This is a genomic window from Hyphomonas polymorpha PS728, from assembly GCF_000685315.1.
GTDB classification, from domain to species: domain Bacteria; phylum Pseudomonadota; class Alphaproteobacteria; order Caulobacterales; family Hyphomonadaceae; genus Hyphomonas; species Hyphomonas polymorpha.
On record NZ_ARYM01000004.1, the window covers coordinates 96,241 to 123,237 of the forward strand.

Here is a 26,997-nt window from a genome sequence, read left to right on the forward strand (position 1 = left end):
GGCGCTAGGCCCGCTTGCCCGCAAGGTCGAGCGCGACATCGACGATCATGTCTTCCTGACCGCCGACCATGCGCCGACGGCCAAGCTCGACGAGGATGGCACGCGTGTCGAGGCCATATTGCTCCGCTGCCTTTTCCGAATGGCGAAGGAAAGAGGAGTAGACGCCTGCATATCCCAGGGAGAGCGTTTCACGATCCACCCGGACCGGACGATCCTGCAGAGGCCGCACCAGATCGTCAGCTGCATCCATCAGCTTGAACAGATCACAGCCATGCTTCCAGCCCTTCCGGTCGGCGGCCGCAATAAAGACTTCCAGCGGCGCATTGCCAGCCCCGGCCCCCATTCCCGCGAGTGAAGCATCCACCCTGCAAACGCCGTTCTGAACTGCAACAATGGAATTTGCGACCCCAAGGGACAGGTTGTGGTGCGCATGGACACCGCGCTGCGTCTCAGGCTTGAGCACCCGATCATAGGCCTGAAGCCGCGCGGTGTAGCCGTCCATATCGAGCGCGCCGCCACTGTCCGTGACGTAGACGCATCCGGCCCCGTAACTCTCCATCAGCTTGGCTTGCTCGGCGAGCTTCTCCGGCTCAACCATGTGGCTCATCATGAGGAAACCAACCGCGTCCATACCAAGCTCGCGCGCTGTTTCGATATGCTGCCTTGAAACGTCAGCTTCGGTACAGTGCGTCGCAACGCGGACCGACCGGACACCGAGCCTGTAGGCGTGTTTGAGTTCCTCGATCGTTCCGATTCCGGGCAACAGCAAGGTCGTCAACACAGCGTTCTTGACCACATCTGCAACGGCTTCGATCCACTCCCAGTCAGTATGGGCACCGAAGCCATAATTGAAGCTCGAACCGTTCAGGCCGTCGCCATGGGCGATCTCGATCGCATCTACCCCGGCTTCATCCAGAGCGGCGGCAATCTTGCGAACATGATCGAGACCGTACTGGTGGCGGATGGCGTGCATGCCGTCGCGCAGTGTCACATCCTGAATGTAAAGCTTGGTCTCAGTCGGATCAAAAGGCATCACGCTACTTCCTTTTCGCGCCGGCGAACTGCAATCTTCTCAGCTGTCACCAGGCCTGCAGACGTCATGATATCGAGATTGCCGGCATAAGCCGGCAGGTAATGCGCTGCCCCTTCGACCTCGAGGAAAACGCTCGTTTTTATGCCCTGGAACTCACCAAGACCGGGAATGCGCACAGGGTTGTTGGATCCGAAGCGCTCAAACTGGACCGCCTGCTTCAGCCGGTAGCCAGGCACATAGGACCGGACCTTCTCCACCATCTTTTTTATGGCGTCCTCGATCACAGCCTCGTCGGCACCGCTTGAAAGGGTGTAGACTGTGTCCCGCATGATCATCGGGGGCTCGGCAGGATTGAGGATGATGATGGCCTTGCCTTTCTCGGCGCCGCCAACGCGCTCTATGCCAGCAGAGGTGGTTTCCGTGAATTCATCAATGTTGGCGCGTGTACCCGGGCCGGCTGACTTCGAGGATATCGACGCGACAATCTCGGCGTAATGGACCTTCGCCACAGACGACACAGCGGCAACGACAGGTATCGTCGCCTGCCCCCCGCAGGTCACCATGTTGACATTGGGCGCATCAAGATGAGCGTCGCCGTTTACGACCGGAATGACATACGGGCCGATGGCCGCCGGGGTGAGGTCGACCATCACCTTCCCCGCCCGCGTCACGACCTCGTTATGGCGATAATGCGCGCCTGCCGATGTGGCATCGAACACGATCCCGATTTCAGGCCAGACCTCAAGCTTTGTGAGACCATCAATGCCTTCATGCGTGGTGGCAATATTCAGTCGTTTCGCCCGCGCCAGGCCATCAGACGTCGGATCAATGCCGACCATCGCACCCATCTCGAGGACCGTCGACTTCCGAATGATCTTGATCATCAGGTCGGTGCCGATGTTTCCCGAACCGATAATCGCTACTTTCATCTTTCCGGACATGCCTATCCCCTTCCATACTCGAATTCGCAGGTCCCCAGGCCCCCGATTCTGGCCACAACCCTGTCACCTGGTGACAGGGTCACCATGGGGCCCAGCGCGCCGGTGAGCACGATATCGCCGGCTTTCAGATGATCTCCCTGCGCCGCAAGGGTAGAGGCCAGCCACGCTGCCGCCTCCAGCGGATGACCAAGACACGCAGCCCCGACCCCGAGGGAAGCAATCTGGCCGTTGACCTCCATCGCCATTCCGCACGTGTAAAGATCAAGGTCGGCAACTGCATCTTTTGCGTCACCCAGCACGAAGAATGCGGACGATCCGTTGTCTGCAACAGTGTCGGCGAAAGTAATCTTCCAGTCTGAAATCCGGCTGTCGACGATTTCGATCGCGGCAAACACCTGACCCGTTGCCTCGAGCACGTCCGCTCTCGTAACTGCCGCGTTCTTCAGATCGGATTTCAGAATAATGGCAATCTCGGCTTCGGCCTTGGGCTGAATGCATCGTGACGCCAACAAGGTCCCCCGATTTGGAAGGCGCATATCCTCGAACAGAACACCGAAATCAGGCTGATCTACTCCGAGCTGCTGCTGAACAGACTTCGCCGTCAACCCGACTTTCCGGCCAACCACCTTCCGCCCGGAGTCACTCCAGTAGCTCGTGTTTACAGCCTGAATCGCGTATGCCCCGTCTACATCCGTCGGAGAAAGAATGTCGCGAAGCGGCGGCACCGTCTGTCCGCTATAAGCTTCCCTCAGCCGATGTGCGGCCGCTTGATACTTATCCCTGTCAGACGCCATATGCGGTGTTCCCTGTTCTCTGTCTCTTGCTGGAGAGAAGCGTTCAATTAGACAAGGGTTTTAAATTCCGGGTCTTATCTTTTCAATCAACACCGCTATGGGAGTTCTCAGGATACGGGAGAAAACGCATATGTCTCGAACGCACACGACATCGCTCGAAAAGTCACTGGCCCTCCTGAGAAGCATCGTCGCGGACGGCGGCAATACGCCATTCAATGAAATTGCGGCTGGTCTCGACCTGCCGCTGTCGACAGCTTATCGCCTGGCCTCACAACTGGTGGATGCCGGCTTTGCCAGCCGCTACGGACCCAATCTTTACGGGCCGGGCCTCGCTGCGACGCTGCTGTACAGTCAAAGCGATGCGTCCGCGCATATTACGCGCGTCGCACGGCCGCTGCTGAAACAATTGTCCCTGGAAACCGGTCTGACCTCTCATCTTGGCATCCTGGAGAGCGGCATGGTCACCTACAAGATCCGCATCCCGGGCCGCCCCCCCAGAGCGGCCAGCTTCACACGAGAAGGCATGCAGCTGGAGGCTTACTGCTCGGCACTTGGAAAGGTGCTGCTTGCAGGATTGCCAGACATCGATCTTGATGACTATCTGCACGAGGGCGCTTTCGTGCCGCTGACGCCTCATACCCTGATTGAGCCCGCCTCCCTGAAACAGGAAATTCTGAAAACCCGGCAGACCGGATTTGCAATCGACGACAGGGAAGTCAGTGAGGATATGATCTGTCTTGCTGTCCCCGTCGCCGGGCCACTGGGAGAAACCGTCGCCGCGGTATCCGTTTCGATGCTGGTCGGCAAAGGTCAGAACACAGACCCGATGGGCTTTCACCCCTTCCTCGAAACCTGCGCAAGGACACTCGGTGAACTTCTTGGCGCGCCGAGGGACGCAGCTCAGGAGGCTGATCAGCGTTCCTGAGAATCTGTCAGGGACGGACGATCACTTCGTCGAGGAACCTCTCCGCCGCCCCCCAGTTGAGGTTCTGAATTTCATTCACGGACAGAGGCAGGTCGGAAATGAACTTCGCCGGATCCTGCTGCATGATCGGATAAGGGTAATCTGTTCCGGCAAAGACGCGACCGGGCGCGACGTTCCGAACCAGATAGCACAGATAGTCCGGGTCCAGAACATTGCTGTCGAAGTACATCTTCCGGATGGTCTGACTCGGCGCCTCGGGCATGCGTCCTGCATATCCGTCAGTCGCATGCCATCCCGTATCCATCCGCCCGATGATCGAACCGATCGCACCACCGCCATGACTGAACGCGATGCGAAGACGCGGGAAGCGGTGCAGGATCCCGCTCATTGCAATCGATGCTGCGGCCATGGCAACATCGATCGGAAAATAGACAAATGCCGTCTCAGCCGGCGGCATGTTTGCGGCTTTTGCCGCGACCGGCTGAAGCGCATGGACGAAAACCGACAGTCCAAGCGATTCCGCCTCTGCATAAAACGCATCGAACGACGGATCGCCAAGCATCGTGCCATTGATGTTGCTGCCCAGCTCCACGCCCGAAAGGCCGTAATCGAGCTTGATGCGCCTCAGATATCGCTTTGCTGCGGCAGGATCCTGAAGAGGAACCGCGCCTAATCCGCGAAAGCGTCCCGGATGCCGGGCAATCATCTCTGCAATCTGAGCATTGACGGCATCGCAGAGGATCACCGCGTCTTCGGTCGCATGCCAGTAAGACAGCAATTCCGGCATCGGAGAGAGGACCTGCACCGCCACATCATCGCGGTCCATATCCTCAAGACGCCGAGCAATGTCCCAGGACCGGTTGTCGAGAGACCGGAACGGCTTGTCCCCGATCATGAGCGTGCCCGACACCGGGCTTTCGCAAGCCATGCACGGCCAGCGCCCGGCAGCCTCTGCGTTCGGGGATGCCGGGTAATCCAATGGCGAGACGTGGCAGTGAACATCAATGATGGGCACAAGCAGGCTCCAGGTCCGGGACAGTCAGAAAAAATCTGACCCAGCGGTTAAACGATTACAGAATTATTGTGACCTTACCCTGATCGCGAAGACTGTTGGACGCGAGGAAGGACCGCTTGGACAGGATCCGCAGCTTCCCACCTACCGTTCTGAAAATATAATTATGGTGTCCCGCATAGATGTCGATCACGTCGTTTTTTGCGCGATGCGTAATGAAGCGGCAGGTCACGTGAACACCTTTTTCATCACTCCCTCTAACCCGGACGTTCGATATCAGGTGGGACTGCACCGAACGGGGCCACTCGGCATGTGCCGCCTTGTCCAGCAACCGCTTCACGCGGTGCCCGAGCCGGAAATAGTTATCGGCAATGTAAAAAAGGTCTTGCGCAGAATCCGCCGTGTCCGGCGCGCCCGCCCGCGGTACCTCATAAACCGACTCCTCGGTGAAAAGGGCAAGCCACTCTTCGAGCCGCCATTCGTCGAGCATGGCGGCTTCTTCAAATAAGAAATCCTCATAGACGGCGCGCGGCAATGGCTGCTCTACTTTTGCGCCTGCTACCTGTTTCTGATCAGCCATCATTCGCCTCCCATCCTGCGATCCCATTCGCGCCAGAAGCAGCGCATCTGCTCTTCATCATCCGCCCTGAACGGCTCACCCGCCCCGCGCGACAGGCCACGCGAAATGTCGTTCCATGGCGCTAGCTGGTGGGCGGCGTACCCCCGATAGGCCGACTCAAGCGCCTCGACATCGTCCGGCGTGGCAAAGCCGCCCGGCCCGAGGAATTCCAGAAAATTGTCCAGACGCCGCTTACGGAAGTCCCTTGATTCTCCTTTTACACCGAGCGCCCATGCCGTCACATTCATGAGCCCCGGTTCCACCGGATAAAATGTCCGCACCGTGATCGCCATGATATCGTTGATCACAAGGTTGGGAAAAATACCCGTGTTGCGGCCAAGCTGGCAGATACGGTTAGCCTGCTCCACTCCGACACGGCTGATCACTTCACGCTTGATCTCGTCAACTTCAGTCTTGGCCTTCTCCCCCCAGGCGGGGATCCACTTGGCGACTGGCCGCCCCCAGGGCGCGTCGCCCTCAATGGCCGCATGACCATTCTTCAGGTTCATGACATTGGTGACCTTGGGCAACTCAGCCGGCCCACCAATCGCATCGGCGAGATACTTGAAGTATGTCTCGTGCGTGTCCATTGCATGATAGCCATCGTAACTGTTCTCCATAAGGAGCTTCCAGTTCGAGCGAATGCTGTATTTCTGCGCGCCGCCTGCGACCTCCATGCCGTTCGGCCCGTGCTGGTCGATGATATCGAGCACAAGCTTGGCATCTGCCAGATAGGAGTCCAGCGAGTTCGCGCCGTTGTCATAGTTGATGAAGTAGAAATCCCGATAGTGCTCCAGCTTTACCTGAACCAGGTTGGCGCAACCATCATGGTTGAAGTTTTCCGGATAGGTGCCCGGCTGGTGGCGCGTCGCATAGCTGCCATTATTGTTGAACGCCCAGCCGTGATAGAAACACCTGAAGCCAAGTGAATTGCCAGCCTCCTGACGCTCCACCATCGCGCCCCTGTGCGGACAGGTATTGAGGAAAGCATGAAACTCACCCTTCCGGTCGCGATTGAAGATAATCTCCTTGCCGCCGACATTGCGCGTCACGAAGTCATTGGGATTAGGCAACTCAGACGCATGACCGAGAAACAGCCAGCACCGGCTGAAAATCCTGTCCCGCTCCATCGCGAGCACTTCGTCATCCAGGAACGCTTTGCGATTGACCCTGAACAGCCCGTTTTCGCGATCGTCCACGACCATGGACGTTCCGCGCGTTTTACTTTCAGTGACCAATGAATCCGGCATGCCAATCCTCCTGCACCTCGCCCCGCCCGCTCTGTTCCGGGACCAATTTATCGCCATAAGAGGCTTCGATCAGGGGCTTTTCGTCCACCTTGATGCGCCTTCCAAATGGTATTACCAATCGATATTGTCCCGGGCGCGGACTGTCAAACTAAAATAATTGTTTTACGCGATAACAACAGTGCGTCAATGTGCGATCAGGAACTGGACAGGTGGTGTATGCCGTTCTGCGTACCCTTGCTCGCCACAACCGCGACAGGGGTTGTTTGGACATCTTGGAGAAGGAAGAATGCTTCGGCTGTGACAGCTGCAGAGTTGAAGCCGGACGGATCATGACCCAACGTCTTTTTGAAGAAGTCTATAACTCTATCCGCCGCGACCTGATGCGAGGAAAGCTGAAGCCCGGCGATAAGCTTCCGTCCGAGCGCGACCTCGCTGAGCAACTCGGTGTGGGCCGCCCTGTGGTCCGCGAAGCGCTGCGCGCACTTGAAAACTCCGGGATGCTTGAACTGCGCAAGGGCGTCAGCGGGGGCGCCTTCATTCGACAGGGAGATGGCCGGGCAGTCTCCAGGACAGTCAATGACCTCGTATTCCTGGGGAAGCTGTCACTGGACCAGCTCACCGAGGCGCGGAGCTACCTGCTCGACCAGGCCGTCCGGCTCGCCTGCGCGCGCGGGACCGATGCCGACTTCGCGGCACTGGACGCAAACGTCGAACGCATGCGCGTCGCTATCGAAGCGCAGGCTGTCGAGGCGTCGATCTCTGAGATCATGGACTTCTACGCACTCCTGGGCACCGCCGCCAAGAATGACGTGCTGACCGTGATAATTGGATCGCTATCGGAGATCATCGCCCAGATCCTGCTCGCTCTCCGGCCAGAACACCTGACCGATCTCGTCGCCATGAGGCGGGAAGTTCTGGATAAGATCAGGCAGCGCGATGCCGACGCAGCCTCAGCTGCAATGGCGGCGCACATGGCAGTGCTGCACGCCTATGTTGTGCAAAAATCCGGCAACCTGCACATGCTGGATCTCGAGCCATTTGATAGCCACGCCTGATATGTCTCATGGAGGGACAGAGCCTCCTTAGCTGAGCGGCGCAGCGACACGCCGAAGGGTTCAGCCTGGCCCGCCGTCAGGTAAAAAGATTTCAGTGGCGTAAAAGAGAAACGGACTGCGCGGCCTGAACCAGTGTTGGGTACACCGGGGCATAGGTGCAGCGTGCCGGAAAATGGGGTGCACAGACCTTCGTCGCCCGCTTTCCCCGCAACGCATTGAGGTGACCCGTCATCCGGGGAGCGCAAGACCCATGATCTTCCGCCGCGCACGAAGGGAGCCCCTGCCCTTAAGCAGATCACAGTTCCCGGAAAACCCAAACGCATGAGACAGCCTCAAGCCACCGACAGGCTCGCCGGGCAAGCGGCTGGACCGGTTCCTGCCAAAGCAATCCACCGGCGGATCCAGCTGCCGCCCCGCGAGCCTGACAGACCGCCCCGGTTTTCTAGGCCGCATCCTGCTCCAGGAAGCGGACGACCTGTTCGCGCTGCGAGGCAGGCGAACCCAGCAGCTCGGCATTGCAACGGGCCCGCTTGTAATAGAGATGATTTTTCATCTCCCAGGTAAAGCCGATCGCACCGTAAACCTGAATGTTCCGGTGCGATGCCTCCTTATACTGATCACTGGCGTAGCTCTGCGCCATGGCCGCAGCGAGGCTCGACCGGCTGTCACCTTCTGACAGCGCCCAGGCCGCGTATTGCACCATGGCGTTAGCGCCTTCTGCAGCACCCGCAATATTTGCAAGCTGGTGCTTGATGGCCTGGAAAGCGCCGATTGGCCGGCCAAACGCAATCCTCTGTTTAGCGTAAGACACCGCATCGTCGAGAACGGCCCGGATCCCAGAAGCGCTTTCAGCTGCCAGGACAAGGTAGAGCCGGTCGCGCACCCATGGCCAGACCTGATCGCTGCTCTGGTCCAGCCGCTCAGCCTCGACCTCTTTCAGTACAAGCTTGCAGACCTGGCGCGTTATATCCCGCCAGGGCAGGACTTCAATTTCAACGCCGGCAGTCTCCGCATCGACAAGAAAAAAGTCCTTTCGACCCTCAACGAGGGCCGAAACAATAATCTTGTCCGCAGATGCTGCATCGACCACGAAAGACTTCGTACCCGATAGCCGATAGCGATCACCTGCCTTCGTGGCTGCGACATCCGTCGCCATATTGTCGTACGATCCGCTTTCATCAGCGACCGCGAGCGCCAGCTTCAGGCCCTCTGCAAGCTTGGGCAGGTACGCCATTTTCTGGGCTTCCGAACCCGCCATTTCGATAGCCCATGCACCCGCAAGCGTTCCGAACAGGGGTGACGGAGCCAGCGTGCGCCCGGTTTCGCCGATAATCATGACCAGGTCGATATAGCTCATTCCGAGTCCGCCATAGACCTCGGGAACCGCAATAGCGCTCCACCCGAGCTCAACGATCTTGTCCCAGAGCTGATCATACCCTGCTGCCGACACATCTGCGCCCGGCCGAAGGAGCGGCGACAGATCAACCCGCTCGTCGACAAACTTGGCGGCGGAATCGCGAAGGAACTCGTGGTCCTCACTCAGTGCAAAATTCATGCTGTGTCCTACTCTGCTGCTTTGGCCCGGCCGCCGGAAAGCTCCGAGAACGGAATCTTTGCAGTCGGGTCTATATCTCTGGGAAGCCCCAGCACACGCTCAGCCACCACGTTCAGCAGCACTTCCTGCGTGCCGACGCCCAGCGTATTGGCCGGTGAGAACCAGTAGGCGTAATCCCAGTCAGAGAACATGCCCCACTTCTTGTCGGGCAAGGGCAGCACGTCCGGGTCACGGATCATGCCCGCCGCGCCTTGCGAGCGCTTGGCGATGTCGGCCATGCGCTGCCCGTGCGGCGAAGACAGCATCTTGCCCGCACTGCCCTCGAAGCCGGCAGGCTTGCCATTCATCCGGTTGCTCATATTCCGGTAGGTCAGCAGCCGCAGGATCTCGCCTTCGATATACGTCTTGGCGGCATCATCGCGGAGAAGCGGATCGCTGATGCGTCCGGTTTTGATAAGACCATCCATAAGATCCCGCGCCGTCGGCCCCATACCCCAGACGACACCTGGCTTCGTCATGCCGACGCGCTCGGTCTGAAGCTGCTCGATTGCCAGCTTCCAGCCATCCCCTTCCCGTCCGAGAAGGGCATCGGCCGGCACCTTCACATTGTCGAGAAATACTTCGTTATACTCGTTCTTGTTGCCCGTAAGGTCGATGATAGGGTTCACGGTGATACCCGGGCTGTGCATGTCGATGAGAAACATGCTGAGGCCCGTATGTTTGGGCTTACTGGTGTCCGTGCGCGCCACGAGAACGCCCACCGAAGCGTGATCGGCCACCGACGTCCAGATCTTGTGACCATTTACAATGTAGTGATCACCCTCAAGTTTAGCGGTCGTACGCAGTCCACCCAGATCAGAGCCGCCAGACGGCTCGGAGAAGAGCATGCACCAGATTTCCTCGCATGCGAGCGCCGGCGGCAGGAACTTCTGGCGCTGCGCCTCGGTGCCATGGGTCAGCAGGGACTGGCCGCACTGATTCAGGCCGATCGCGTTAATCGTGTAGGGAAGCTCAAGGCCTGCCCGCTGAATTTCCTCGTCGATAATCCATTGCATCTCCGCGTCGGCCGACACGCCCCAGGGCTCCGGCCAGTTAGAGGCAGTCCAGCCCTGCGCAGCCAGCTGGGCGTAAGTTGGGTTGGGATTCTTTTCAAACCAGCTGCGCACCTTTACGCGCCGCGGGTCATCTTCTCCCGGAAAATTGAAGTCCAAAGTTTATCCCTCCGCTTTACTTCCTGTAGGCTGCGCCCATCACACCAGACGAGAGACAGCGCATAGAATCTTACCTGTTTCAGCCGTTTCGAGATGCCATTCCGTTGTTCGCGGTGCGCAATCCCGGCGTCCAAGACCAGGGCGCCCACGGAACACCCTCGCCACGGCTTCATTAGTTCGTTTGTTTTAGTTCGACGTCAAGCCCTTGCGCGCAGGAAGGCCATCGATCTGCCTTCCCTTCCCATGCGGAGCGTCCCGATACGGACAGCTTTGCCGCCAGCTTTCCGAAGATGACGCCTGATACTTGATTGTGCCTTGTGCCCGCCCAGCCGGCCCCAGCCTCCCTCAGGCTCAGACAGAAAAGCGAGACAGATAGGGACGCAGGCCACGATCACGCCCGACGTCCCGAGCAGAACAGCCTGCCTGGCCCTTTCACATTGCGAAGCTGTCACGGATAAGCGACGTGCTGAGGGGTGAGGATGCCCGCGCTCCCGAGCGCCTCCTTCTGGGACAGAGACGTTGGCAAGCCCGGCCTGGGATAAGCCTCGGTATCAACACGCCCGCCCCTCTGCCGAAAACAGCTATGCTTAGATTTTAGAGAAACCTCCGCCCGCGCAGGTCAGATCGTGCGGCTCATCAGCTCTTTCATGATTTCCGAAGAGCCGCCGAATATCCGCATCACGCGCGCATCGCGCCACATCCGCGCAATAGGATACTCATTCATGTAGCCGGCCCCACCATGAAGTTGCAGGGAGGTATCACAAACCTCCCAGAGCAACTCGGTGTGGAAGAGTTTTGCCGCAGCCGCCTCGTCAGCCGTCAGCTGCTTGCGGACATGGCGGGCCAGAGCCCAGTCGAGATGGGCCCAGCCGACCTGGAGGCGCGCCTTGAGGTCAGCGAGGGTGAAGCGGGTGTTCTGGAATTCGAAAACCTTCTTGCCGAAAGCCGTCCGCTCCTTCGTAAAGCGCACAGCTTCATCATACGCGCGCTGCGCCATCGCCTGAGACGAAACCGCGATACTCAGCCTCTCCTGCGGAAGCTGGCTCATCATGTAGGCAAAGCCCATATTTTCCTGCCCGAGCAGGTTGGTTGCCGGTACACGGACATTTTCAAAGAAAAGTTCGGATGTATCCGCCGCATTCTGCCCGATCTTGTCCAGATTGCGGCCGCGCGTGAAGCCTGGACGATCGGATTCAACGAGGAAAAGCGAGATGCCCCTTGCGCCCGCGCTCATATCGGTCTTGGCAACCACGATGGCGAGGGTACAGTTCTGCCCTGCCGAAATATAGGTTTTCGCGCCGTTTATGACGTAGTCATCACCGTCCCGAACTGCGGAAGTCCGTATGCTCTGGAGGTCGGAGCCTGCGCCGGGTTCCGTCATGGCAATGGCGAGAATTGTATCGCCGCTGACGCAGCGCGGAAGCCATTTCTGTTTCTGCTCTTCAGAACCGTAATGAACCAGGTACTCCACCACGACATCTGACTGAAGGGTCACCAGCACCATGGAGTCGACATAGGAGTTCTCCTCGGCGACGACCGCGTTATACCGAAAATCGAGCCCGAGACCTCCATAAGCTTCCGGAACCGTAGGACAGAGAAATCCTGCGTCACCGAGCTTCTTCATGACGGCGGGCTCGATGAGGCCCGCTTTCTCCCAGCGATCGAGATGCGGAACGATCTCCTTCGCATAGAACTTCCGCACGGAATCGCGGAATACCTCATGCTCCTCATTGTAGACTGTACGCCTGCTGGTATCGAGCATACTGCTGATTTCCTTTGTCAAAACTAGCCAGACGACCGGGGCGAAACGGAGGAACTGCACTGACGGCAAGCCGCACGGTCAGGGATGAACAGGCGAGCGCCTCCGCGCAGGCAAGCTCAAAGCGCGCCCGGCCGGCCGCCGGGCCGGGCAGATCAGCCAGGAAAAGGCGTGGACCCCGCCCGGCCCGCACTCAGTAAGGGCGATCCAGGAATGCGCCGACAATGCTGTTGAACTCATCCGCACGCTCCCACTGGCACCAGTGCCCGCACTTGGAGAAGACGTGCAGGTCGGCATTGGGGATCGTCTTGAGCAGAATGAACGCAGCATCCAGGGGCAGGACGCGGTCTTCACGGCCCCACAGGATCAGCGTCGGATGCGGCAACTCATCCAGACGTTCACGCCAGAGGTCGTTACGGGGATTATGAGCCTGGCCTCGAAGCGGAGGATCCTTCATCGTCTGAGGCGCCATCGCTGTCTTCAAGCGCTCCTCGAGAAGCTCATCAGAGATCTGAGACGGATCATAAACCAGCAGCTCCACCACCTTACGCAGCTTCTCCATGGTCGGGCCTTCACCCTCATAGAAGTTCAGCATACGGAATAGCCCCTCCGTCGGAAAGGTCGACGTCATCGGAATGCTGCCACCCGGCCCCATCAGGACCAGCTTATGGGCCCGGTCGGGATGATCCAGCGCAAAGCGCAGGGATGTGCCACCACCCAGCGAGTTACCAACGAAACTCGCCTTCTCGATACCCTCATGGTCCATGATGTCGAGAACAGCCTCGGCCATCGGATCAAAAAGGCCCGCATAACCGGTACGCTTATCGGACTTGCCATAACCCGGCAGATCAATGGTGATGACGCGGCGCCCCTGATCTGCAATCGGGTCTATATTTCGGCGATAGTTGCTGTAGCCATAAGCACCCGGGCCTCCGCCCTGGATCAGGAAGACAACATCACCTTCTCCGGTATCGTGGTAATGGACCTTGCCTTTGGGAGCATCGACGAACTTGCTCTCATATGGTGAGTCAAACATAATAGCCTCTTCTCCCCTCGGATTTTTCTGGTTTACCGCCTGAAACATCCGTTCTATTCCGGTTTTGATCAACCCTCAATTTGTCGGCATCGGCGTTTTTTTTCCGCCATGTGAGACGCAGGCCTGAAAATGCAGGCCGGGGCGGAGCCGCCTGACGTCCCACAGGCGCTGAGGATCAACCATCAGGCGCCATCTGCTCAATGGCCCTGATCCTGGCAAAATCAGGCTCCGGCATGCCACCCCAAGGGCCGGCGGATTCAACAGTTCACGCGAACATCCGTGGCGGGCGCGCACCGGTCTCGGGGAGTTCTTCCATGCCAAAACGGTATTCGAGCGTCATACCGTCCGGATCGAGGAAATAGAAGAACATCGATTCCGACTGCGAGGGCCTGCCAGGCCCGCAGACGATGGGAACCCCTTCGGGCTTCATGCGCACGTTCGCCCGCCCGATATCGTCAATGTCAGTCACGATGAAATTTAAATGGTGCAGCAACCCTGCCGACACCGGCTCCCGTCTCAGGACCAAACGCCAGGCTTGATTTATAGTACAGACGTACTAATCTGTTCGTGCGCGCAAGACGCAGTGTCCGGATCGCAGCCCTGCGCGGTCCCAAAGGAGCGACCGATGACTGAAAAGTTTATCCAAACGGATGCCAGAGACGGCATCCTGACGATCACGCTCCAGCGGCCGGAGTCCCTCAACAGCCTTAACTCGGAAGCCTGCTTCGAACTTTCCGACATCTTCGACCAGTATGAAAAGGACGAAACCCTCCGCGTCGCCATCGTGACGGGCGCAGGCGAAAAGGCATTCTGCGCAGGACACGATCTCGTTGATGATTTCTTTGACCCCATGCCCGCCTCCGGATGGGCCGGCCTCTCCCACCGCGCCGGCCCGGACAAGCCGCTGATCGCTGCGGTCAATGGCCTTGCGCTGGGCGGCGGATGGGAACTCGCCCTGCTCTGTGATGTGGTGGTGGCTGACCCTCGCGCGAGTTTTGGCCTGCCTGAGCCAAAGGTGGGCTTTGCGGCGCTGGGCGGCGGCGCGCGCCTCCTTCCCCACCGTGTTCCACATCATATCGCAATGGGCCTGCTCCTCACGGGACGAAGGCTGACGGCGGGTGCTGCTGCCAGCCTGGGCCTCGTCAATGAGGTCTCCGAGCCCGGCAAGGTGCTGGAAACCGCCAGCAAGTGGGCACAGGATATGCTGGCCTGCGCGCCGCTGGCGCTTCGCATGTCGAAGAAGCTGGCACTCGCCTCGACCAATCCCCCACTTCTGCGCGAGGCGCTGCATAAGATGGAAATCGACCTGACCGGCGAACTTGCCCAAAGCGCGGACGCCTATGAAGGCATGAACGCCTTCAAGGAGAAACGCGCACCTGTCTGGACAGGAAGATAGTCAGGGAATTTTGCGGGCATGCGGCGGCGCAGGCCGGAAAAAGGGAGCAGCCATGGACCTCGAATTGCAGGGTAAGCGTATCCTGATTACCGGCGGATCAAAGGGTATCGGTCTTGCCATCGCCGATGCGTTTGCCCGGGAGGGGGCGAGCCTCGTCCTCGTTTCACGGTCGGAGGCTGACCTCCAGGCTGCCCAGACCCGTCTCTCATCCAGTCACACAGTCCGTATCGAGACGATCAGCGCCGATCTGGCGACGTCTGCCGGTATTGAAGCGGTGTCCGGCGCTGTTTCGCAGGTAGATATTCTGGTGAACAATGCCGGCGCAATTCCGCCTGGCTCGCTGACCGACATCAGCGCCGAACAATGGCGCAAAGCCTGGGATCTGAAAGTCAACGGATACATTGACCTGACCCGATCACTTTACCCCAAGGTGACAAAGCCCGGGGGCGTGGTGATCAACATCATCGGCTCTGCAGGTGAAAATCCCAACAAGGACTATATCTGCGGCAGCACGGGCAATGCAGCCCTGATGATGTTCACGAAAGCCTTCGCCCGGCACGCCCGCAGCGACGGCGTGCGCGTCCTGGGCATCAATCCTGGCCCCGTCCTCACTGACCGCTTCAGGATGCTGCTGCAGGCTGAGGCCGAGCGCCGTTTTTCAGATGCTGGCCGATGGCTGGATCTGATCCGGGACCTGCCTTTCGGCCGCGCGGCTGAACCGCGGGAAATTGCCGATGCAGCGGCATTCCTCGCGTCCGTACGATCGGGCTACACAAGTGGTTCAATTGTTACCATTGATGGAGGGCTCTGATGGGTGACCGGCCGAAAATCGGTTATATCGGGCTCGGCGACATCGGCGCACCAATGGCGGAGCGCATACGCTCAGCGGGATGGCCCCTGACCGTATGGAACCGCACGCCTGCGAAGACCGAACCCCTGTTGCAGGCCGGTGCGGAGGCGGCCTCTTCTCCGGCTGACCTTGCCAGCAGGTGCGATGTGATTTTCACCTGTCTCGGCAGCGTCGGCGCAATGCACGATGTCCTGTCCGGCACCCACGGTGTCCTTCAGGCATCGGGCATCCGGGCGCGGCTTGTCGTTGACAACTCAACCGTACCCCCGGCGGACGCCGTCGCGTTTGCGGAAATGCTTGCGGCCGCCTCAATACAATTTGTCGATGCCCCGGTTTCGGGCGGCGCAGTCGGCGCGCGTGCAGGCACGCTGGCCGTGATGGCCGGCGGCGCGCCTTCGGACGTCGCCCTGGCGGAGCCGATACTGCAAAGCTTTGCGAGCAAGGTAACCCATCTCGGACCCGTCGGCTCGGGGCAGGCCATGAAAGCCTGCAATCAGGTTCTGAACTTCGGAACCATGGCTGCGCTGGCAGAGGCGATTGCTTTGGGAGGCCGCTACGGTCTGACGCCGCAGACCCTCGTCGAAGCCGTGACCGGCGGGTTCGCGGAATCGAACGTGTCACGGGAATTCAGCCGATCGCTCACCGCAGACGACGCCAGTCCGGTTCGCCTGCTGGTCGAGACACTTGATGCCTTTTATGGCGGCCACATTCGCCGGGAGCTTTCCGGCAATCTCAGTATCCTGATGAAGGACCTTGAAATGGCGCTCGACATGGCGCGTGCACGCGGCGTTCCCCTGCCCGTCATTTCCCATTTCGATTCAGTCTTCAGAATGATCCAGCACCTGGAAAGCTGACCGGCAAGATCAGCCCTGGGCCGCGTTCCGGCCGGCCACAAGGCCGAATGTTGCCGAGCTGGAGAGCGATGACGCGCTGTAGTATCCGGCGCCGTGGAAACCGCCTGCGACCTCCCCGGCAGCGTACAGCCCGTCGATCGGCACTCCGAACCAGTCCACCACAGCGAGGCGGCCATCCACGGCGACCCCGCCATAGGTGGAGGTTATCGCGTTAGCCGTTGCGGCAATATAATAAGGCGGACTGTCTATCGGGCGGAGGCCGCGTGTCCGGCCAAACAGCTCATCCTTCCCGGCAGCCGCTGCAGTATTGTAGGTGCTGACGGTCGCTTCGAGCATATCGGGATCAATCCCAACCGCCTCAGCAAGGCCCCGGATCGTCTCTGCCTGCTTTACATAACCGCCTATCAGAGCTTCCTGGTAGTTGTTGACGCTGGTGTCACCAAGCGAGGCCGACATCATGACCTCGTCGAATACCTGGAAAGCAATCCCGCCTGGCTGCGCCATCCCGATCGATCCAAGCGCCTTGTAGCTCTGCGCTTCGTCAACAAAGCGCCTGCCATGCTTGTTGACCATGATGGCTGCATCCTGAAACGCAAAGATAAGAGGCGGAATTTCGTCCGCCTTGGTTGCCGTGTCAGGATAATTGCGAATTGCCCCGCCGAACGATCCTGCGACATAGCCCAGATCTGCATGTCCCGCGCCCAGATCACTCGCCATGATCAGACCGTCGCCCGTGTTGGCAACACCGCCATGTTTTACCCCCGCTGCAAGTTCTGGCGCGTAGATGCTCAGGAGGTCCGCGTTACGGGAAAAGCCGCCGGTAGCCAGGACCACGCCTTTGTGAGCAGAAATCTCGACGGCACGATCCCCGAACATGACCTGGCACGCTTCCACACGCTCCGTGTCGGGATTACGCACAAGGCGCACGCCGGCAGACTTGCTGACAAAGCGGATGCCCGGATGGGCCAGAACCCTCATGTGAAGCTGCGTTACGGCCCGGCCGGTTCCGGTCATATGAGCTCTCGGCATATCTGGTGGCGGAGACATGAACAGCTCGAATCTGATACCTTGCGACCTGAGGAAGCTGTACGCATCCAGCTGTTTTGCGAGAAACAGTTCGACAAGGTCACGATTATTGCGCCCCTTCCCCGAGCGCAGCAGCGCATCGCGGAAAGCCTCGATCGAATCGCTGACATTCGCCGCTTTCTGCTCGTCTGTTCCACAAAAGGCAAAGCCACCACCCGCGATGGCCGAGCTGCCCCCTGCCTGCGAGGATTTCTCAAGAAGCAGGACACGCGCGCCCGCATCGGCCGCGGCAAGGGCCGCGCAGTGTCCTGCCATACCCGCCCCCAGCACGAGAACGTCTGTTTCGGTAGGTAGTTCGCCAGTTTCCCTGAGCATTCGGTGCCTCCCGGAAGGTCTATCAAGCTGGCCAATGCCAGCCTGATTGACCGTAGGCCGCAGGGTCTCTCCCGCAATGCCATAATCAGCCAAACGGGCTTCACTTTTCTGGAAAGCCGCATCCTCGCTTCTGTCAGTTCCGCCGCCCTGCCGCACACGTAGAGTCGGTTCAGATCAGTTCGAGGGAAATCGCATGAGCCAGGTAAAACCACAATTTGATGTCGTCATCGCAGGCGCTGGCCCGGTCGGACTGACGATGGCAATCGACCTCGGGCGGCGCGGCGTCCGGACGCTGATCGTCGAACGCAACCCCTCAACTGGCCCCTGGCCGAAAATGGACCGGTCCAACTCCCGCACAATGGAATTCTACCGGCGCCTTGGCATCGCAGAGGACGTTCGGGCGCTGGGTTACCCTGCTGACGCCTCAATGGACATCTTCATTGTGCGTTCGCTGTCTGAGGCTCCGTTGCTGAAGCAGCACTATCCGTCCGTTGCCACCATGCGCGAACGCATCGAGGCGGCAACCGATCACTCCCAGCCACTCGAACCCTACCAGCTTGTCTCGCAAAACCGGCTTGAGCCCCTGCTGAAATCGGTTGCCGAGAATACCCCCAATGTAACGGTGAGATACGGATGCGAACTGACCGCCCTGGCGCAGGATGCAGAAGCCGTCACGGTGACGCTGAAGCCGTCCGATGGCGGACAGGAGGAGGTCCGGTGCAGCTTCCTTGCGGGTTGCGATGGCGGCGGCAGCACCGTGCGCAAGTCACTTGGCATCAGGCTGGAAGGCCAGGGCAGCCTGCGCAGGATGAAGCAGATCTGCTTCCGCTCGGAAACACTCTACGACCGCATTCCGATGGGTAAGGGCCGCCATTACTATTTTACGGACCCGGAGGGGTCTGCAATCATCGTTCAGGGAGATCGAAAGGAATTCACCCTCAATTCCGACATTCCTGACGATACCGACCTCGACGAATGGATCCGCAGGAAAATCGGCCCGGGCATTGAATTCGATTACGAGATTCTCAATGTCAGCAACTGGACCCTCCACCTGCTCCTGGCTGAGAAGTATCGCGAAGGCCGGGTATTCCTGGCAGGAGACGCCGCGCACCTCGTGATCCCCACGGGCGGCCTCGGAATGAACTCCGGTGTCGGCGATGCGCTCGATCTTGCATGGAAACTTGCAGGCACCGTCCATGGCTGGGGTGGCCCGGGCCTGCTCGAAAGCTACGAGATCGAGAGGCGCCCCGTGGGACAGAAAAATGTGGAGGCTTCCGGCTGGGCAGCCCAGGGCCTGGGCCTCTGGCGCGCAAACCTTACCGACGCCGTCGATCAGGACACAGAGGAAGGCCTGGATCAGCAGCGCAGGGCCGCCCAGCTTGCCAACCGTCACCATCGCCGTGTCCACGAGATGGTCGGCGCAGAACAGAACTATACCTATGCCGGCTCCCCCCTCATCGCATCTGAGGCCGATGCCGAGACCAGCTGGGAAACTGTGCGTTACCTTCCGACTACGGAGCCAGGTGCACGCATCCCGCATATCTGGCTTAAGGACCGGGCAGCGATGCAGGACGTGCTGGGCGCGGACTACACATTTGTCGACCTTACGGGCATGGCGGATGCTTCGGCGGTCAAAGCGGCCTTCGATACGCTCAGCGCCCCTCTGCGCATCCTCAGCCGCAATGAAGAACACGTGCGGATGGTCTATGGCTGCCGCTACCTGCTCGTGCGCCCGGACCTGCACATCGTGTGGACCGGAAACGGCCTGCCCTCAGACCCGCAGTCCCTCGCAGAGCTCGCGACCGGCCATTGAAGACCCCTATGCTGCGGGCCGGACAGCAGGCGGGGTAAACCCTACCTGCCTTTCGGCTGGAGCGCATACTGATCGATTGAACTGGCGGGGATTGTGTAACCTTCGGTGCTGAGAATTCTTTCAAGATTCGCTTCCACGATCTCAGCCGAAAGGTCGGCATGGGTCATCCCCGGCGCCGTCGCCGAAAAGATGCGCGCAACACGGCCGCCAGCCACGCTCAGCACTTCGCCGCTCAGCTCGCAGCGTCGGTGTGACAGGTAGACGACGACGGGCGAAACGGCCTGCGATGTCAGCCGGGAAGTATCGAGCTCCGGATGCTTGTCGAAATAGCTTTGCGCCAGCGGCGTTTCAGCGACCGGGCAGAGCGTGTTCACGCGGATATCGCAATCGCGATTGTCGAGAGACGTCGCTCTGGAAAGGCCAAGAACGGCCGCTTTTGCGATGACATAGGGCGCCGCTTCAGCGGCACCAAAGGCCCCGACAGCCGAAGCGGTATTAATGATCCGCCCATACCCTGCCTTGCGCATATGGCGCAGCGCGCAGCGGCTGGTCCAGAACATGCCGAAAAGATGGACATCCAGCACTCTGGTGAGATCGCTGGTTTCGATATCCTGGACCTTGCCCGCGATACCATTGCCCGCATTGTTGACCAGAATTTCTATGCTGCCCCATTTCCGAACGGTGGCCTCAACGGCGCCTTCCGCTTCAGCTTCAATGGCGACGCTTGCGGTGACAGCCTCGGCCTGAAAACCCTCAGAGCGGAGCTGGGCAGCCGCTTCTTCAGCCGACAGCTTGTTGGGGCCGGGCTTTACAATGTCATTTAGCATGACCCGCGCGCCGCGTTCTGCCAGGGCCCGGGCATGGCTGAGGCCAAGTCCGCTGGCCGCACCGGTCACGAGGGCGACGTCGCCCCCGAACGCCAACCGGGATGCCGCGTCAGACATGGTTCAGCCTGACCTGTCCTGCAATCTCGCGCCCGAACGCCACCGCCGAAACGATCGGATTGTAGAACTCCTTCAGGGCAACAATCTTCCCGCCCTCTATGTCAAACCGCAAGACATAGCGATTCCGGTAGTCCTTCCCGTCAGTCATCTCGACCTGCCCGCGCACTTCCACAAACACGGTGCGCGCATCCCACGACACAATGTACTCCGGATCGATGGCCTTTACGGACTTCTCTGCGGCGAATGCCACGTCAATGAACCCTATGATCTCATTGCGGCCAACATAACGCCGGAAATGCCCCTCTTCCGTCTTCCCGCTCTCACTGAACGGAATCTCGAGAACCATATCGTCAGCAACGACCTCGAGCTTGAGGTTCTTGTCCTTCAACTCGTCTCCGCGAATCCACTGCTGTGCGATGCGAATGGAGTCCCTGTGTGCGTCCGGAAGTATCTGAATCATCTCTTCGTCCTTTGATTGCCGGGTTATGTCCGGGTCTGAAGCTGGAGCCCGCCAGATACGCGGATGCACTCACCTGTAACGTAGCTGGCGAGGTCGCTCACGAGAAACTCGACGACGCCGGTGATATCGCTGGCCTGGCCGAGGCGCCTGAGCGGGATCGCATCGGCCTGCCCGCCCGTTGCAAGATTGCGCGCGGCTGCCTGGCTGGCGACGCGCGGTGTCGCGATAAGGCCCGGAGCGATGCAGTTGACCCGAACCTGCTTCGGGCCGAGTTCGACGGCAAGCGACCTGGTGTATTTCTCGACGGCCGCCTTCGACGCGGAATACATGGCGAAGCGGGCTGCGGCGTCGTCCAGGCACACGCCGACCGTGGAGATATTGACGATGACCCCGCCCTCCTTGATCAGGGCGGGGACGCAAGCCTGGCACATGTTCACGGCCGTATGGAAATTGGCGGCAAACAATGTGTTCCGGTCCTCCTCGCTCGCCATCGATGCCGAACTGGAACCGATCGGCGTGATCGCGCCGCCGGCATTGTTGACGAGGATATCAATACGGCCGAAATGACGCTCGATCTGATGCACCGCGTCGAATGCTGCTTTCCGGTCAGACAGATCGGCTTCAATGGCGATACTGTCCCGGCCGAGATTCAGGATCTCGTCACGGACGCTGGCAGCTGACAGGGTTTCTCCATACCGGGCGGCAACTTTCAGATCGATGTCGATGATTGCAACATTGGCGCCAAGCTCGGCGAGGCGGAGGGCATGCGAACGGCCCATCCCTCCGGCGCCGCCTGTGACAATCGCGAGCTTCCCCTGCAGCGAAGTCTTCATATCGCCCATTCCTTTTAAAACAATCGCATTACCAATCGGCACATTGTCATTCGAGTCATAATCTGCACAAGTAGGGCTTCAGATTTCTGGAAAGGTCCGGATGCGGTATAACCTGCCTCCCCTGAACGCCCTCAGAGCGTTTGAAGCAACCGGCCGGACCGGCAGCCTGAGTGCTGCCGCGCGCGAGCTGCGCGTTTCCGTCGGCGCCGTGAGCCGGCACGTGTCGATCCTTGAAGCCTATTTTGCCTGCGAACTCTTCGAACGCCACCATAATGGCGTCGACCTCACACAATGGGGTAAGCCGCTTCACACGGCCATCGCCACGGCCTTCGACACGATAGACGCCGCCTGCCGGGACGTCGACACCGGCGCCGCCCGCCCGATCCGCCTGCGCACGTTCACGAGCATGGCAACCGACTGGCTGACACCCCGGCTCGGAGAATTCCGCCAGTCTCATCCAGATCTGTCATTACAGCTGAAACAGGCATTCAATGATATCAGTTTTGCCGTGGACCCTCTGGACGCCGCGGTCACGGCGCAAACCATTGTCGAAAGCGGTATTCGCCAGTTCGAGCTTTTTCCGACCCTCTTTACACCTGTTGTGACGCCGGCTCTGAAAACGGATACGACCCGTAATATTCTGACGGGAGACAATCCGGCGCCCCTGCTCTTCACGCGCCGGGAAATTCCATTCTGGGAAACATTCTATGAGGCCATCGGCCTTCCGCCGCCTGTCTTCGAGCGCGGGCTGGAATTCGACAGCCTCAGCCTTACCTACCAGGCCGCAAGGCGCGGTGCAGGCGTTGCGCTCGGGCTTCTGTTCTTTGTGGCCGACGACCTTGCCGCAGGCTCGCTGGTGCCGGCTTCCCAGACCTGTATAGACGTGCAGCTGCCGCACTACCTTTACATCCGCGCGGGGCGAAAAAAACATCCCGGGACGGAGACTCTGACAGACTGGATCCAGCGCGAAGCAGCCAGGACGAATGCAGGTCTCGACGCCCTGTTCGGAACCGTTCTTTCAACTCCGGTCAAGACAGTCATGAAGCGCTGAACCTGTTTGCCGTTACAGACCCGGCCGCAGATCATCCGGTACGCATTCCCCCGAACACACTTGTGTTCTCGCCAGCCAAATGTAAAACGTATGTTTTGATTGGGTCGGTCCATCAAAAGTGTACAGAGGGAATTGCGATGAAAGTATGGGAAGTGCAGGACGCCTGGGGCATCGACAATATGCGCCGGGTCGAGCGGGAAATACCCTCCGCGCTCGCGCCCGAAGAAATCCTGATCAAGCTCCACGCCGCTTCAGTCAATTACCGCGATCTCGTGACGATCGAGAACAAGACCCCGTTTGGCGCCCTCCCCCAGATTCCCCTCTCGGACGCCGCTGGAGAGATCGTGAAAATCGGCGCTCGCGTGGATCGGTTCAGCCTGGGGGACCGGGTCTGCCCGAGCTTTTTCCCAAACTGGCAGGCCGGCCCGGTCCGAAGGGCTGACCGGTCTGTCTCGCTCGGCTCGGCCACCGCGCCCGGTGTGCTTCAGGAATACATCGTGACCCGGCAGGACGCCGCATCGCGGTTCAGTGACACCCTGTCCTACCTGGAAGCGGCAACCCTGCCCTGCGCCGGCCTCACAGCCTGGCGCGCTCTCGTCGATGAAGGCAACCTCCAGCCCGATGACTGGGTCCTGGTTCAGGGAACGGGCGGCGTATCCATCTTTGCGCTGCTCATCGGCGAAATGCTCGGCGCCCGGATTATCGTTACGTCGTCTTCGGACGAAAAGCTTGAACGGGCGCGCCAGCTCGGCGCAGACGCCACGATCAATTACAGCGATACCCCCGACTGGGGCAAGGCCGTCCTGGAAATCACCCGCGGCGCTGGCGCCGATATCATCGTGGAAGTCGGCGGTGGCGGGACCATCAACCAGTCGCTGACTGCCGCGGCTGTCGGCGCCCGGATCGTCATCATCGGCGTGCTTGGCGGACGTTCGCAGGAGCTCCTCATGCCGGCTATCTTTGGCAAGAACCTGCACCTGAAAGGTATTTCGGTCGGCAGCCGCGCGCAGTTTGAAGACATGAACGCCGCCATCTCGGCACATGGCCTGAAACCCGTGATCGACAAGGTCTTCGCATTTGACGACGCCCCGGAGGCCATCCGCCATCTCGCGAGCGGCCAGCACTTCGGAAAAATCGTTATCGATTTCGCCAAATGAGCCGGAATTTCAAACTCATCTGCACCGTCCACGGCCCATCCGAGGAAGAGGCGATCGCAAATGCGGTGATCCTTCATGGACTTGGCCAGACTGAAGATATTGTGTTTGAGCAGCTGAAGGGGGCCATTCCGCCGGGCGTGCGCGTCCTGGCCCTGCAGGCCCCCTTTCCTTTCGGACCCGCGTCCGATGCAGGGTATGCCTGGTTTAACATTGACATCGCCGGGGCGGCAGGACCGCCCAGGCCTGACCTCGCGCAGGAATCTTTCAGCCGCCAGATCATCTCAGACTTCGTCGATACACTCGCGCCGCGCCTGCCGCGCATACTGTTCGGATTTGGTCAGGGCGGCGTCATGGCCGTCCACCTCTACCTGCAACGCCCCGAAAGCATGCAGTTGTGCATCGCCGCTTCCGCAAGAGTGATGCCTCACCTGATCGAAGAATTTCCCCCGGGACCCCGTCACCAGGGCGTCCCGGTTATCTGGGTGCACGGCGAAAGCGATCCGGTCATTCCATTTGAAAGCGCCAGGGCAAGCGTCGGGACGCTGACGGCAGCGGGCACCTGCCTGAAATGGATCACGCACCGCGGCGGGCATGAATGGCCCGGCCATCACAGCCAGGACGTCATGCTGGAAATCGAAAGGCTAGTTCGACAGGGCAGAAGCCCAAACTGACCCCTCCTGCTCCGATAATTCCCACATTGTGCGAAATTTCAGCCTGAGCGGCACGGCATGGCCGGGCCCGCCCAATGGTAATACCTTTACGATGGCAAACTTCCCCGGATAACCTGACCGCAAAAGAAACTGTCAACAGTCGCGTTCCAAGGGAGAAATCAGCATCATGAAGCCGCGCATAAATGGCTCCGTTGCCCTCGATCAGACGCCTAAAGGCCCTGTCTCATCCCCCCCCGACTGGGGTGACTACCTGTGGGCGCCGTCCGGCAGCCGGATCCGGAATTCCAACCTGATGCGCTTCCTTGCCTGGCTGGAACAGGAGCGAAATCTTGAGTTTTCCACCTATGCCGACCTCTGGAGCTGGTCCGTATCGGACCTGGAGGGCTTCTGGTCTGCCATCTGGGATCACTTTGGCGTCGAAGCCGAAAAGCGGTATGATCGCGTTGTATCAACGCACGATATGCCCGGCGCGATCTGGTTTGAAGGCTCACGGCTGAACTTCGCCCAGAACATTCTCCGTCACGAGATCACCACGCCTGAGAAGACCGCGATCTTTGCTTTCTCAGAAGACGCACCGATGCGGGAAATCTCGTGGTCAGAACTTGGAGCGTCTGTTCGGCGCATCGCCACGGCCATGCGGTCTCTTGGTATCAAATCCGGCGATCGCGTGATCTGTTATCTGCCCAACAGGTCTGAAGCCATCGTCGCGCAGCTTGCATCTGCCGCAATCGGCGCCGTATTCTCATCGGCTTCCCCGGAGTTCGGCGCCAAGACAGTGATTGACCGTTTCGGGCAGCTCGATCCCAAGCTGATCTTCGCGGCGCCCTCCTATCGTTTCAACGGGTCAGAGAAGGATAAGCGCGAAAACATCGACACCGTTCTGAGGTCGATCCCAAGTCTTGAACATGTCGTCTATGTCACCTCGCCTGGCGCCGAGATGCCGGCGCCCTCGCCGATCAGATCCCACAATTGGGATACGCTGATGGCGCAGTCAGACGGGTCCGCCCGCGGGTTCGCCTATGAACAGGTCGCTCATGACCACCCTCTCTGGATCCTGTTCTCCTCAGGCACGACAGGGCTGCCTAAAGCCATCGTTCACAGTCATGTCGGCATCCTGCTGGAACATCTGAAGTCGGAACATTTCTCCGCAGAGCTCGGACCGGACTCCACGATCTTCTTCTATACGACCACCAGCTGGATGGTCTGGAACTCACTGATCTGCACGCTGCTCACAGGATGCAACATCGTCATCTATGACGGCAGTCCGGTTTATCCCGATGCCGCTGCACTCTGGCGCATAACTGAAAAAGCAGGCGTATCGGCGCTGGGTATGAGCCCCGGCCTCGTCCAGAAAATGGCGTCCTCGAATCTTGTGCCTGCCGAACGATTTGACATCGAACGCCTGCAGATGATCGTCCTGGGCGGCGCGCCCTCCACACCGGAAACTTTCTGCTGGTTCCACGAGAACGTCAAAGAAGATCTCTGGGTCACCTCCCAGGTCGGCGGCACGGACCTGTGCGGCACCATTGCCGGTGGGATCGCTATCGCGCCGGTTTTTGCCGGCGAAATACAGGGGCCGGCACTGGGTATCCATGTCGACTGCTTTTCACCCGGCGGCGAGAGCCTGCGAAACCAGACCGGCGAACTTGTCATCCGGTCTCCCTTCCCGTCGATGCCAATCGGTTTCTGGAACGATCCTGAAAACCAGCGTTATCACGACAGCTATTTCAGCGGCTTTCCCGGAACCTGGCAGCAGGGCGATCTGTGCCTGATCAATGACCGGCACGGAATATATGTATTCGGACGATCCGACGCGACGCTGAACAGGAACGGGATCCGGATCGGGACGGCAGAGATCTATCGCACACTCGAAACAATGCCTGAGATAGACGACTCGCTCGTCGTCTGTGTATCCGACCAGATCATCCTCTTCGTTCAGATGCGTGAAAGCAGGACCTTGAGCCCTGAGCTCTCGGCGGCCGTCTGCAACGCCCTGAAGCGCGAAACGAGCCCCCGCCACGTCCCGGACCGGATCGTGGAAGTTCCCGCCATTCCGTATACACTCACCGGAAAGCGGCTTGAGGTGCCGGTCAGGCGGCTCCTGGAAGGCGCCGCACTCTCAGATGTTGCTGACCCCCAGATGCTGCGCGACGCTCAGGCTCTGAAATGGTTTGAAAACTTCCGGTCCGGTTCGCTGTAGCTGTGTTCTGACACAGCGGCTTGCTGGCAGTACGTAAGGCACAAATCGCCGGAACGGCCCCGCAACAGGGACGGCAGTTCCATGACGGAGGCGTCACCGGGCGCCTACGGATTAGCTGAGGCACGCTTTACATTGAACTAAAATAATTGTTTTATTCTGTATCCGAACCACCCTGAA

Annotated in this window: 25 protein-coding genes; 10 read left to right on the forward strand and 15 right to left on the reverse strand. The window is 59.6% G+C overall.

The features are described from left to right. Window positions 1-4 precede the first annotated feature (4 nt). From dmpG to HPO_RS04535, 3 genes are read right to left on the reverse strand one after another with little or no spacing between them, the layout of a single operon-like run. Window positions 5-1,033 (reverse strand): 4-hydroxy-2-oxovalerate aldolase, encoded by a 1,029-nt coding sequence (gene dmpG, locus HPO_RS04525; RefSeq protein ID WP_035595088.1) that lies wholly within the window; start codon window positions 1,031-1,033, stop codon window positions 5-7. Further along, window positions 1,033-1,974 (reverse strand): acetaldehyde dehydrogenase (acetylating), encoded by a 942-nt coding sequence (locus tag HPO_RS04530; RefSeq protein WP_035595090.1) that lies wholly within the window; start codon window positions 1,972-1,974, stop codon window positions 1,033-1,035. Before HPO_RS04530 ends, dmpG begins: the two co-directional genes overlap by 1 nt. 2 nt (window positions 1,975-1,976) lie before the next feature. Then, window positions 1,977-2,768 (reverse strand): 2-keto-4-pentenoate hydratase, encoded by a 792-nt coding sequence (locus HPO_RS04535; protein WP_035595094.1) that lies wholly within the window; start codon window positions 2,766-2,768, stop codon window positions 1,977-1,979. 130 nt (window positions 2,769-2,898) lie between these two features. Between HPO_RS04535 and HPO_RS04540 the strand changes: the two genes are divergently transcribed. Next, window positions 2,899-3,693, forward strand: coding sequence for an IclR family transcriptional regulator (locus HPO_RS04540; protein WP_051612275.1), 795 nt, complete (start codon window positions 2,899-2,901; stop codon window positions 3,691-3,693). Window positions 3,694-3,700: 7 nt separating this feature from the next. On the opposite strand, the gene HPO_RS04545 is transcribed toward HPO_RS04540, so the two are convergent. Genes HPO_RS04545 through HPO_RS04555 form a run of 3 tightly spaced genes read right to left on the reverse strand, consistent with a single transcriptional unit; the run spans window position 3,701 to window position 6,574 of the window. Next, the gene (locus tag HPO_RS04545) at window positions 3,701-4,708 is read right to left on the reverse strand and encodes an amidohydrolase family protein (RefSeq protein WP_206742123.1); all 1,008 of its coding nucleotides are present in this window, start codon (window positions 4,706-4,708) and stop codon (window positions 3,701-3,703) included. Between the two features lie 55 nt (window positions 4,709-4,763). Continuing rightward, the gene (locus HPO_RS04550; RefSeq protein WP_206742124.1) at window positions 4,764-5,285 is read right to left on the reverse strand and encodes an aromatic-ring-hydroxylating dioxygenase subunit beta; all 522 of its coding nucleotides are present in this window, start codon (window positions 5,283-5,285) and stop codon (window positions 4,764-4,766) included. Beyond that, a complete protein-coding gene (locus HPO_RS04555; RefSeq protein WP_051612277.1) occupies window positions 5,285-6,574 on the reverse strand; it encodes an aromatic ring-hydroxylating oxygenase subunit alpha in 1,290 nt (429 codons plus the stop codon). The genes HPO_RS04550 and HPO_RS04555 overlap by 1 nt, the downstream gene beginning before the upstream one ends. A gap of 329 nt (window positions 6,575-6,903) precedes the next feature. On the opposite strand from HPO_RS04555, the gene HPO_RS04560 reads away from it, so the two are divergent. Then, window positions 6,904-7,629 carry a FadR/GntR family transcriptional regulator gene (locus tag HPO_RS04560; protein WP_051612278.1) on the forward strand — a complete coding sequence of 242 codons (726 nt, stop codon included), beginning with the start codon at window positions 6,904-6,906 and terminating at the stop codon, window positions 7,627-7,629. A gap of 442 nt (window positions 7,630-8,071) precedes the next feature. Here the strand turns inward: HPO_RS04560 and HPO_RS04565 are convergent, their stop codons facing one another. The 5 genes from HPO_RS04565 to HPO_RS04585 all read right to left on the reverse strand — a co-directional run bounded on the left by HPO_RS04565 (window position 8,072) and on the right by HPO_RS04585 (window position 13,695). After that, window positions 8,072-9,184 carry an acyl-CoA dehydrogenase family protein gene (locus tag HPO_RS04565; protein WP_035595102.1) on the reverse strand — a complete coding sequence of 371 codons (1,113 nt, stop codon included), beginning with the start codon at window positions 9,182-9,184 and terminating at the stop codon, window positions 8,072-8,074. An 8-nt stretch (window positions 9,185-9,192) separates the two neighbouring features. Further along, entirely contained in the window at window positions 9,193-10,395 is a 1,203-nt protein-coding gene (locus tag HPO_RS04570) for an acyl-CoA dehydrogenase family protein (protein WP_051612279.1), read from the reverse strand. 619 nt (window positions 10,396-11,014) lie between these two features. Further along, complete coding sequence (locus HPO_RS04575; protein ID WP_035595106.1) at window positions 11,015-12,157, reverse strand: acyl-CoA dehydrogenase family protein; 1,143 nt, start codon at window positions 12,155-12,157, stop codon at window positions 11,015-11,017. Between the two features lie 190 nt (window positions 12,158-12,347). Then, window positions 12,348-13,190: an alpha/beta fold hydrolase gene (locus HPO_RS04580; protein ID WP_035595108.1), complete on the reverse strand. Its 843-nt coding sequence runs from the start codon at window positions 13,188-13,190 to the stop codon at window positions 12,348-12,350. A gap of 265 nt (window positions 13,191-13,455) precedes the next feature. After that, entirely contained in the window at window positions 13,456-13,695 is a 240-nt protein-coding gene (locus tag HPO_RS04585) for a VOC family protein (RefSeq protein ID WP_277813428.1), read from the reverse strand. Between the two features lie 120 nt (window positions 13,696-13,815). On the opposite strand from HPO_RS04585, the gene HPO_RS04590 reads away from it, so the two are divergent. The 3 genes from HPO_RS04590 to HPO_RS04600 are packed head-to-tail and all read left to right on the forward strand — an operon-like array spanning window position 13,816 to window position 16,290. After that, window positions 13,816-14,586 (forward strand): enoyl-CoA hydratase-related protein, encoded by a 771-nt coding sequence (locus HPO_RS04590; protein WP_035595114.1) that lies wholly within the window; start codon window positions 13,816-13,818, stop codon window positions 14,584-14,586. A 52-nt stretch (window positions 14,587-14,638) separates the two neighbouring features. Next, window positions 14,639-15,397 (forward strand): short-chain dehydrogenase/reductase, encoded by a 759-nt coding sequence (locus HPO_RS04595; RefSeq protein ID WP_035595116.1) that lies wholly within the window; start codon window positions 14,639-14,641, stop codon window positions 15,395-15,397. Beyond that, complete coding sequence (locus HPO_RS04600; RefSeq protein ID WP_051612280.1) at window positions 15,397-16,290, forward strand: NAD(P)-dependent oxidoreductase; 894 nt, start codon at window positions 15,397-15,399, stop codon at window positions 16,288-16,290. The genes HPO_RS04595 and HPO_RS04600 overlap by 1 nt, the downstream gene beginning before the upstream one ends. 9 nt (window positions 16,291-16,299) lie before the next feature. Here HPO_RS04600 and HPO_RS04605 read toward each other — a convergent pair whose 3' ends face one another. Further along, window positions 16,300-17,691 (reverse strand): FAD-dependent oxidoreductase, encoded by a 1,392-nt coding sequence (locus tag HPO_RS04605; protein WP_035595119.1) that lies wholly within the window; start codon window positions 17,689-17,691, stop codon window positions 16,300-16,302. Window positions 17,692-17,884: 193 nt separating this feature from the next. On the opposite strand from HPO_RS04605, the gene HPO_RS04610 reads away from it, so the two are divergent. After that, window positions 17,885-19,504, forward strand: coding sequence for an FAD-dependent monooxygenase (locus HPO_RS04610; RefSeq protein ID WP_035595122.1), 1,620 nt, complete (start codon window positions 17,885-17,887; stop codon window positions 19,502-19,504). A 41-nt stretch (window positions 19,505-19,545) separates the two neighbouring features. On the opposite strand, the gene HPO_RS04615 is transcribed toward HPO_RS04610, so the two are convergent. The 3 genes from HPO_RS04615 to HPO_RS04625 are packed head-to-tail and all read right to left on the reverse strand — an operon-like array spanning window position 19,546 to window position 21,741. Continuing rightward, window positions 19,546-20,448 carry an SDR family NAD(P)-dependent oxidoreductase gene (locus tag HPO_RS04615; RefSeq protein WP_051612281.1) on the reverse strand — a complete coding sequence of 301 codons (903 nt, stop codon included), beginning with the start codon at window positions 20,446-20,448 and terminating at the stop codon, window positions 19,546-19,548. Continuing rightward, the gene (locus tag HPO_RS04620) at window positions 20,441-20,908 is read right to left on the reverse strand and encodes a nuclear transport factor 2 family protein (protein ID WP_035595124.1); all 468 of its coding nucleotides are present in this window, start codon (window positions 20,906-20,908) and stop codon (window positions 20,441-20,443) included. The genes HPO_RS04615 and HPO_RS04620 overlap by 8 nt, the downstream gene beginning before the upstream one ends. 23 nt (window positions 20,909-20,931) lie before the next feature. Further along, window positions 20,932-21,741 (reverse strand): SDR family NAD(P)-dependent oxidoreductase, encoded by an 810-nt coding sequence (locus HPO_RS04625; protein WP_035595416.1) that lies wholly within the window; start codon window positions 21,739-21,741, stop codon window positions 20,932-20,934. Between the two features lie 100 nt (window positions 21,742-21,841). On the opposite strand from HPO_RS04625, the gene HPO_RS04630 reads away from it, so the two are divergent. The 4 genes from HPO_RS04630 to HPO_RS04645 all read left to right on the forward strand — a co-directional run bounded on the left by HPO_RS04630 (window position 21,842) and on the right by HPO_RS04645 (window position 26,820). Beyond that, complete coding sequence (locus tag HPO_RS04630) at window positions 21,842-22,792, forward strand: LysR substrate-binding domain-containing protein (protein ID WP_035595127.1); 951 nt, start codon at window positions 21,842-21,844, stop codon at window positions 22,790-22,792. A 137-nt stretch (window positions 22,793-22,929) separates the two neighbouring features. Continuing rightward, entirely contained in the window at window positions 22,930-23,949 is a 1,020-nt protein-coding gene (locus HPO_RS04635) for a zinc-dependent alcohol dehydrogenase family protein (RefSeq protein ID WP_035595130.1), read from the forward strand. Continuing rightward, on the forward strand, window positions 23,946-24,620 hold the full coding sequence (locus HPO_RS19570; RefSeq protein ID WP_051612283.1) for an alpha/beta hydrolase: 675 nt from the start codon (window positions 23,946-23,948) through the stop codon (window positions 24,618-24,620). Before HPO_RS04635 ends, HPO_RS19570 begins: the two co-directional genes overlap by 4 nt. 166 nt (window positions 24,621-24,786) lie before the next feature. Next, complete coding sequence (locus HPO_RS04645; protein WP_084324156.1) at window positions 24,787-26,820, forward strand: acetoacetate--CoA ligase; 2,034 nt, start codon at window positions 24,787-24,789, stop codon at window positions 26,818-26,820. The last annotated feature ends 177 nt before the right edge of the window (window positions 26,821-26,997 follow it).

Coding starts and splice junctions, on each gene's coding strand:
- HPO_RS04540 (WP_051612275.1), top strand. CDS start 2,899: ATGTCTCGAACGCACACGACATCGCTCGAAAAGTCACTGGCCCTCCTG.
- HPO_RS04550 (WP_206742124.1), bottom strand. CDS start 5,285: ATGGCTGATCAGAAACAGGTAGCAGGCGCAAAAGTAGAGCAGCCATTG.
- HPO_RS04560 (WP_051612278.1), top strand. CDS start 6,904: ATGACCCAACGTCTTTTTGAAGAAGTCTATAACTCTATCCGCCGCGAC.
- HPO_RS04575 (WP_035595106.1), bottom strand. CDS start 12,157: ATGCTCGATACCAGCAGGCGTACAGTCTACAATGAGGAGCATGAGGTA.
- HPO_RS04565 (WP_035595102.1), bottom strand. CDS start 9,184: ATGAATTTTGCACTGAGTGAGGACCACGAGTTCCTTCGCGATTCCGCC.
- HPO_RS04590 (WP_035595114.1), top strand. CDS start 13,816: ATGACTGAAAAGTTTATCCAAACGGATGCCAGAGACGGCATCCTGACG.
- HPO_RS04610 (WP_035595122.1), top strand. CDS start 17,885: ATGAGCCAGGTAAAACCACAATTTGATGTCGTCATCGCAGGCGCTGGC.
- HPO_RS04635 (WP_035595130.1), top strand. CDS start 22,930: ATGAAAGTATGGGAAGTGCAGGACGCCTGGGGCATCGACAATATGCGC.
- HPO_RS19570 (WP_051612283.1), top strand. CDS start 23,946: ATGAGCCGGAATTTCAAACTCATCTGCACCGTCCACGGCCCATCCGAG.
- HPO_RS04555 (WP_051612277.1), bottom strand. CDS start 6,574: ATGCCGGATTCATTGGTCACTGAAAGTAAAACGCGCGGAACGTCCATG.
- dmpG (WP_035595088.1), bottom strand. CDS start 1,033: ATGCCTTTTGATCCGACTGAGACCAAGCTTTACATTCAGGATGTGACA.
- HPO_RS04630 (WP_035595127.1), top strand. CDS start 21,842: ATGCGGTATAACCTGCCTCCCCTGAACGCCCTCAGAGCGTTTGAAGCA.
- HPO_RS04600 (WP_051612280.1), top strand. CDS start 15,397: ATGGGTGACCGGCCGAAAATCGGTTATATCGGGCTCGGCGACATCGGC.
- HPO_RS04605 (WP_035595119.1), bottom strand. CDS start 17,691: ATGCTCAGGGAAACTGGCGAACTACCTACCGAAACAGACGTTCTCGTG.
- HPO_RS04580 (WP_035595108.1), bottom strand. CDS start 13,190: ATGTTTGACTCACCATATGAGAGCAAGTTCGTCGATGCTCCCAAAGGC.
- HPO_RS04615 (WP_051612281.1), bottom strand. CDS start 20,448: ATGTCTGACGCGGCATCCCGGTTGGCGTTCGGGGGCGACGTCGCCCTC.
- HPO_RS04535 (WP_035595094.1), bottom strand. CDS start 2,768: ATGGCGTCTGACAGGGATAAGTATCAAGCGGCCGCACATCGGCTGAGG.
- HPO_RS04620 (WP_035595124.1), bottom strand. CDS start 20,908: ATGATTCAGATACTTCCGGACGCACACAGGGACTCCATTCGCATCGCA.
- HPO_RS04595 (WP_035595116.1), top strand. CDS start 14,639: ATGGACCTCGAATTGCAGGGTAAGCGTATCCTGATTACCGGCGGATCA.
- HPO_RS04645 (WP_084324156.1), top strand. CDS start 24,787: ATGAAGCCGCGCATAAATGGCTCCGTTGCCCTCGATCAGACGCCTAAA.
- HPO_RS04530 (WP_035595090.1), bottom strand. CDS start 1,974: ATGTCCGGAAAGATGAAAGTAGCGATTATCGGTTCGGGAAACATCGGC.
- HPO_RS04625 (WP_035595416.1), bottom strand. CDS start 21,741: ATGAAGACTTCGCTGCAGGGGAAGCTCGCGATTGTCACAGGCGGCGCC.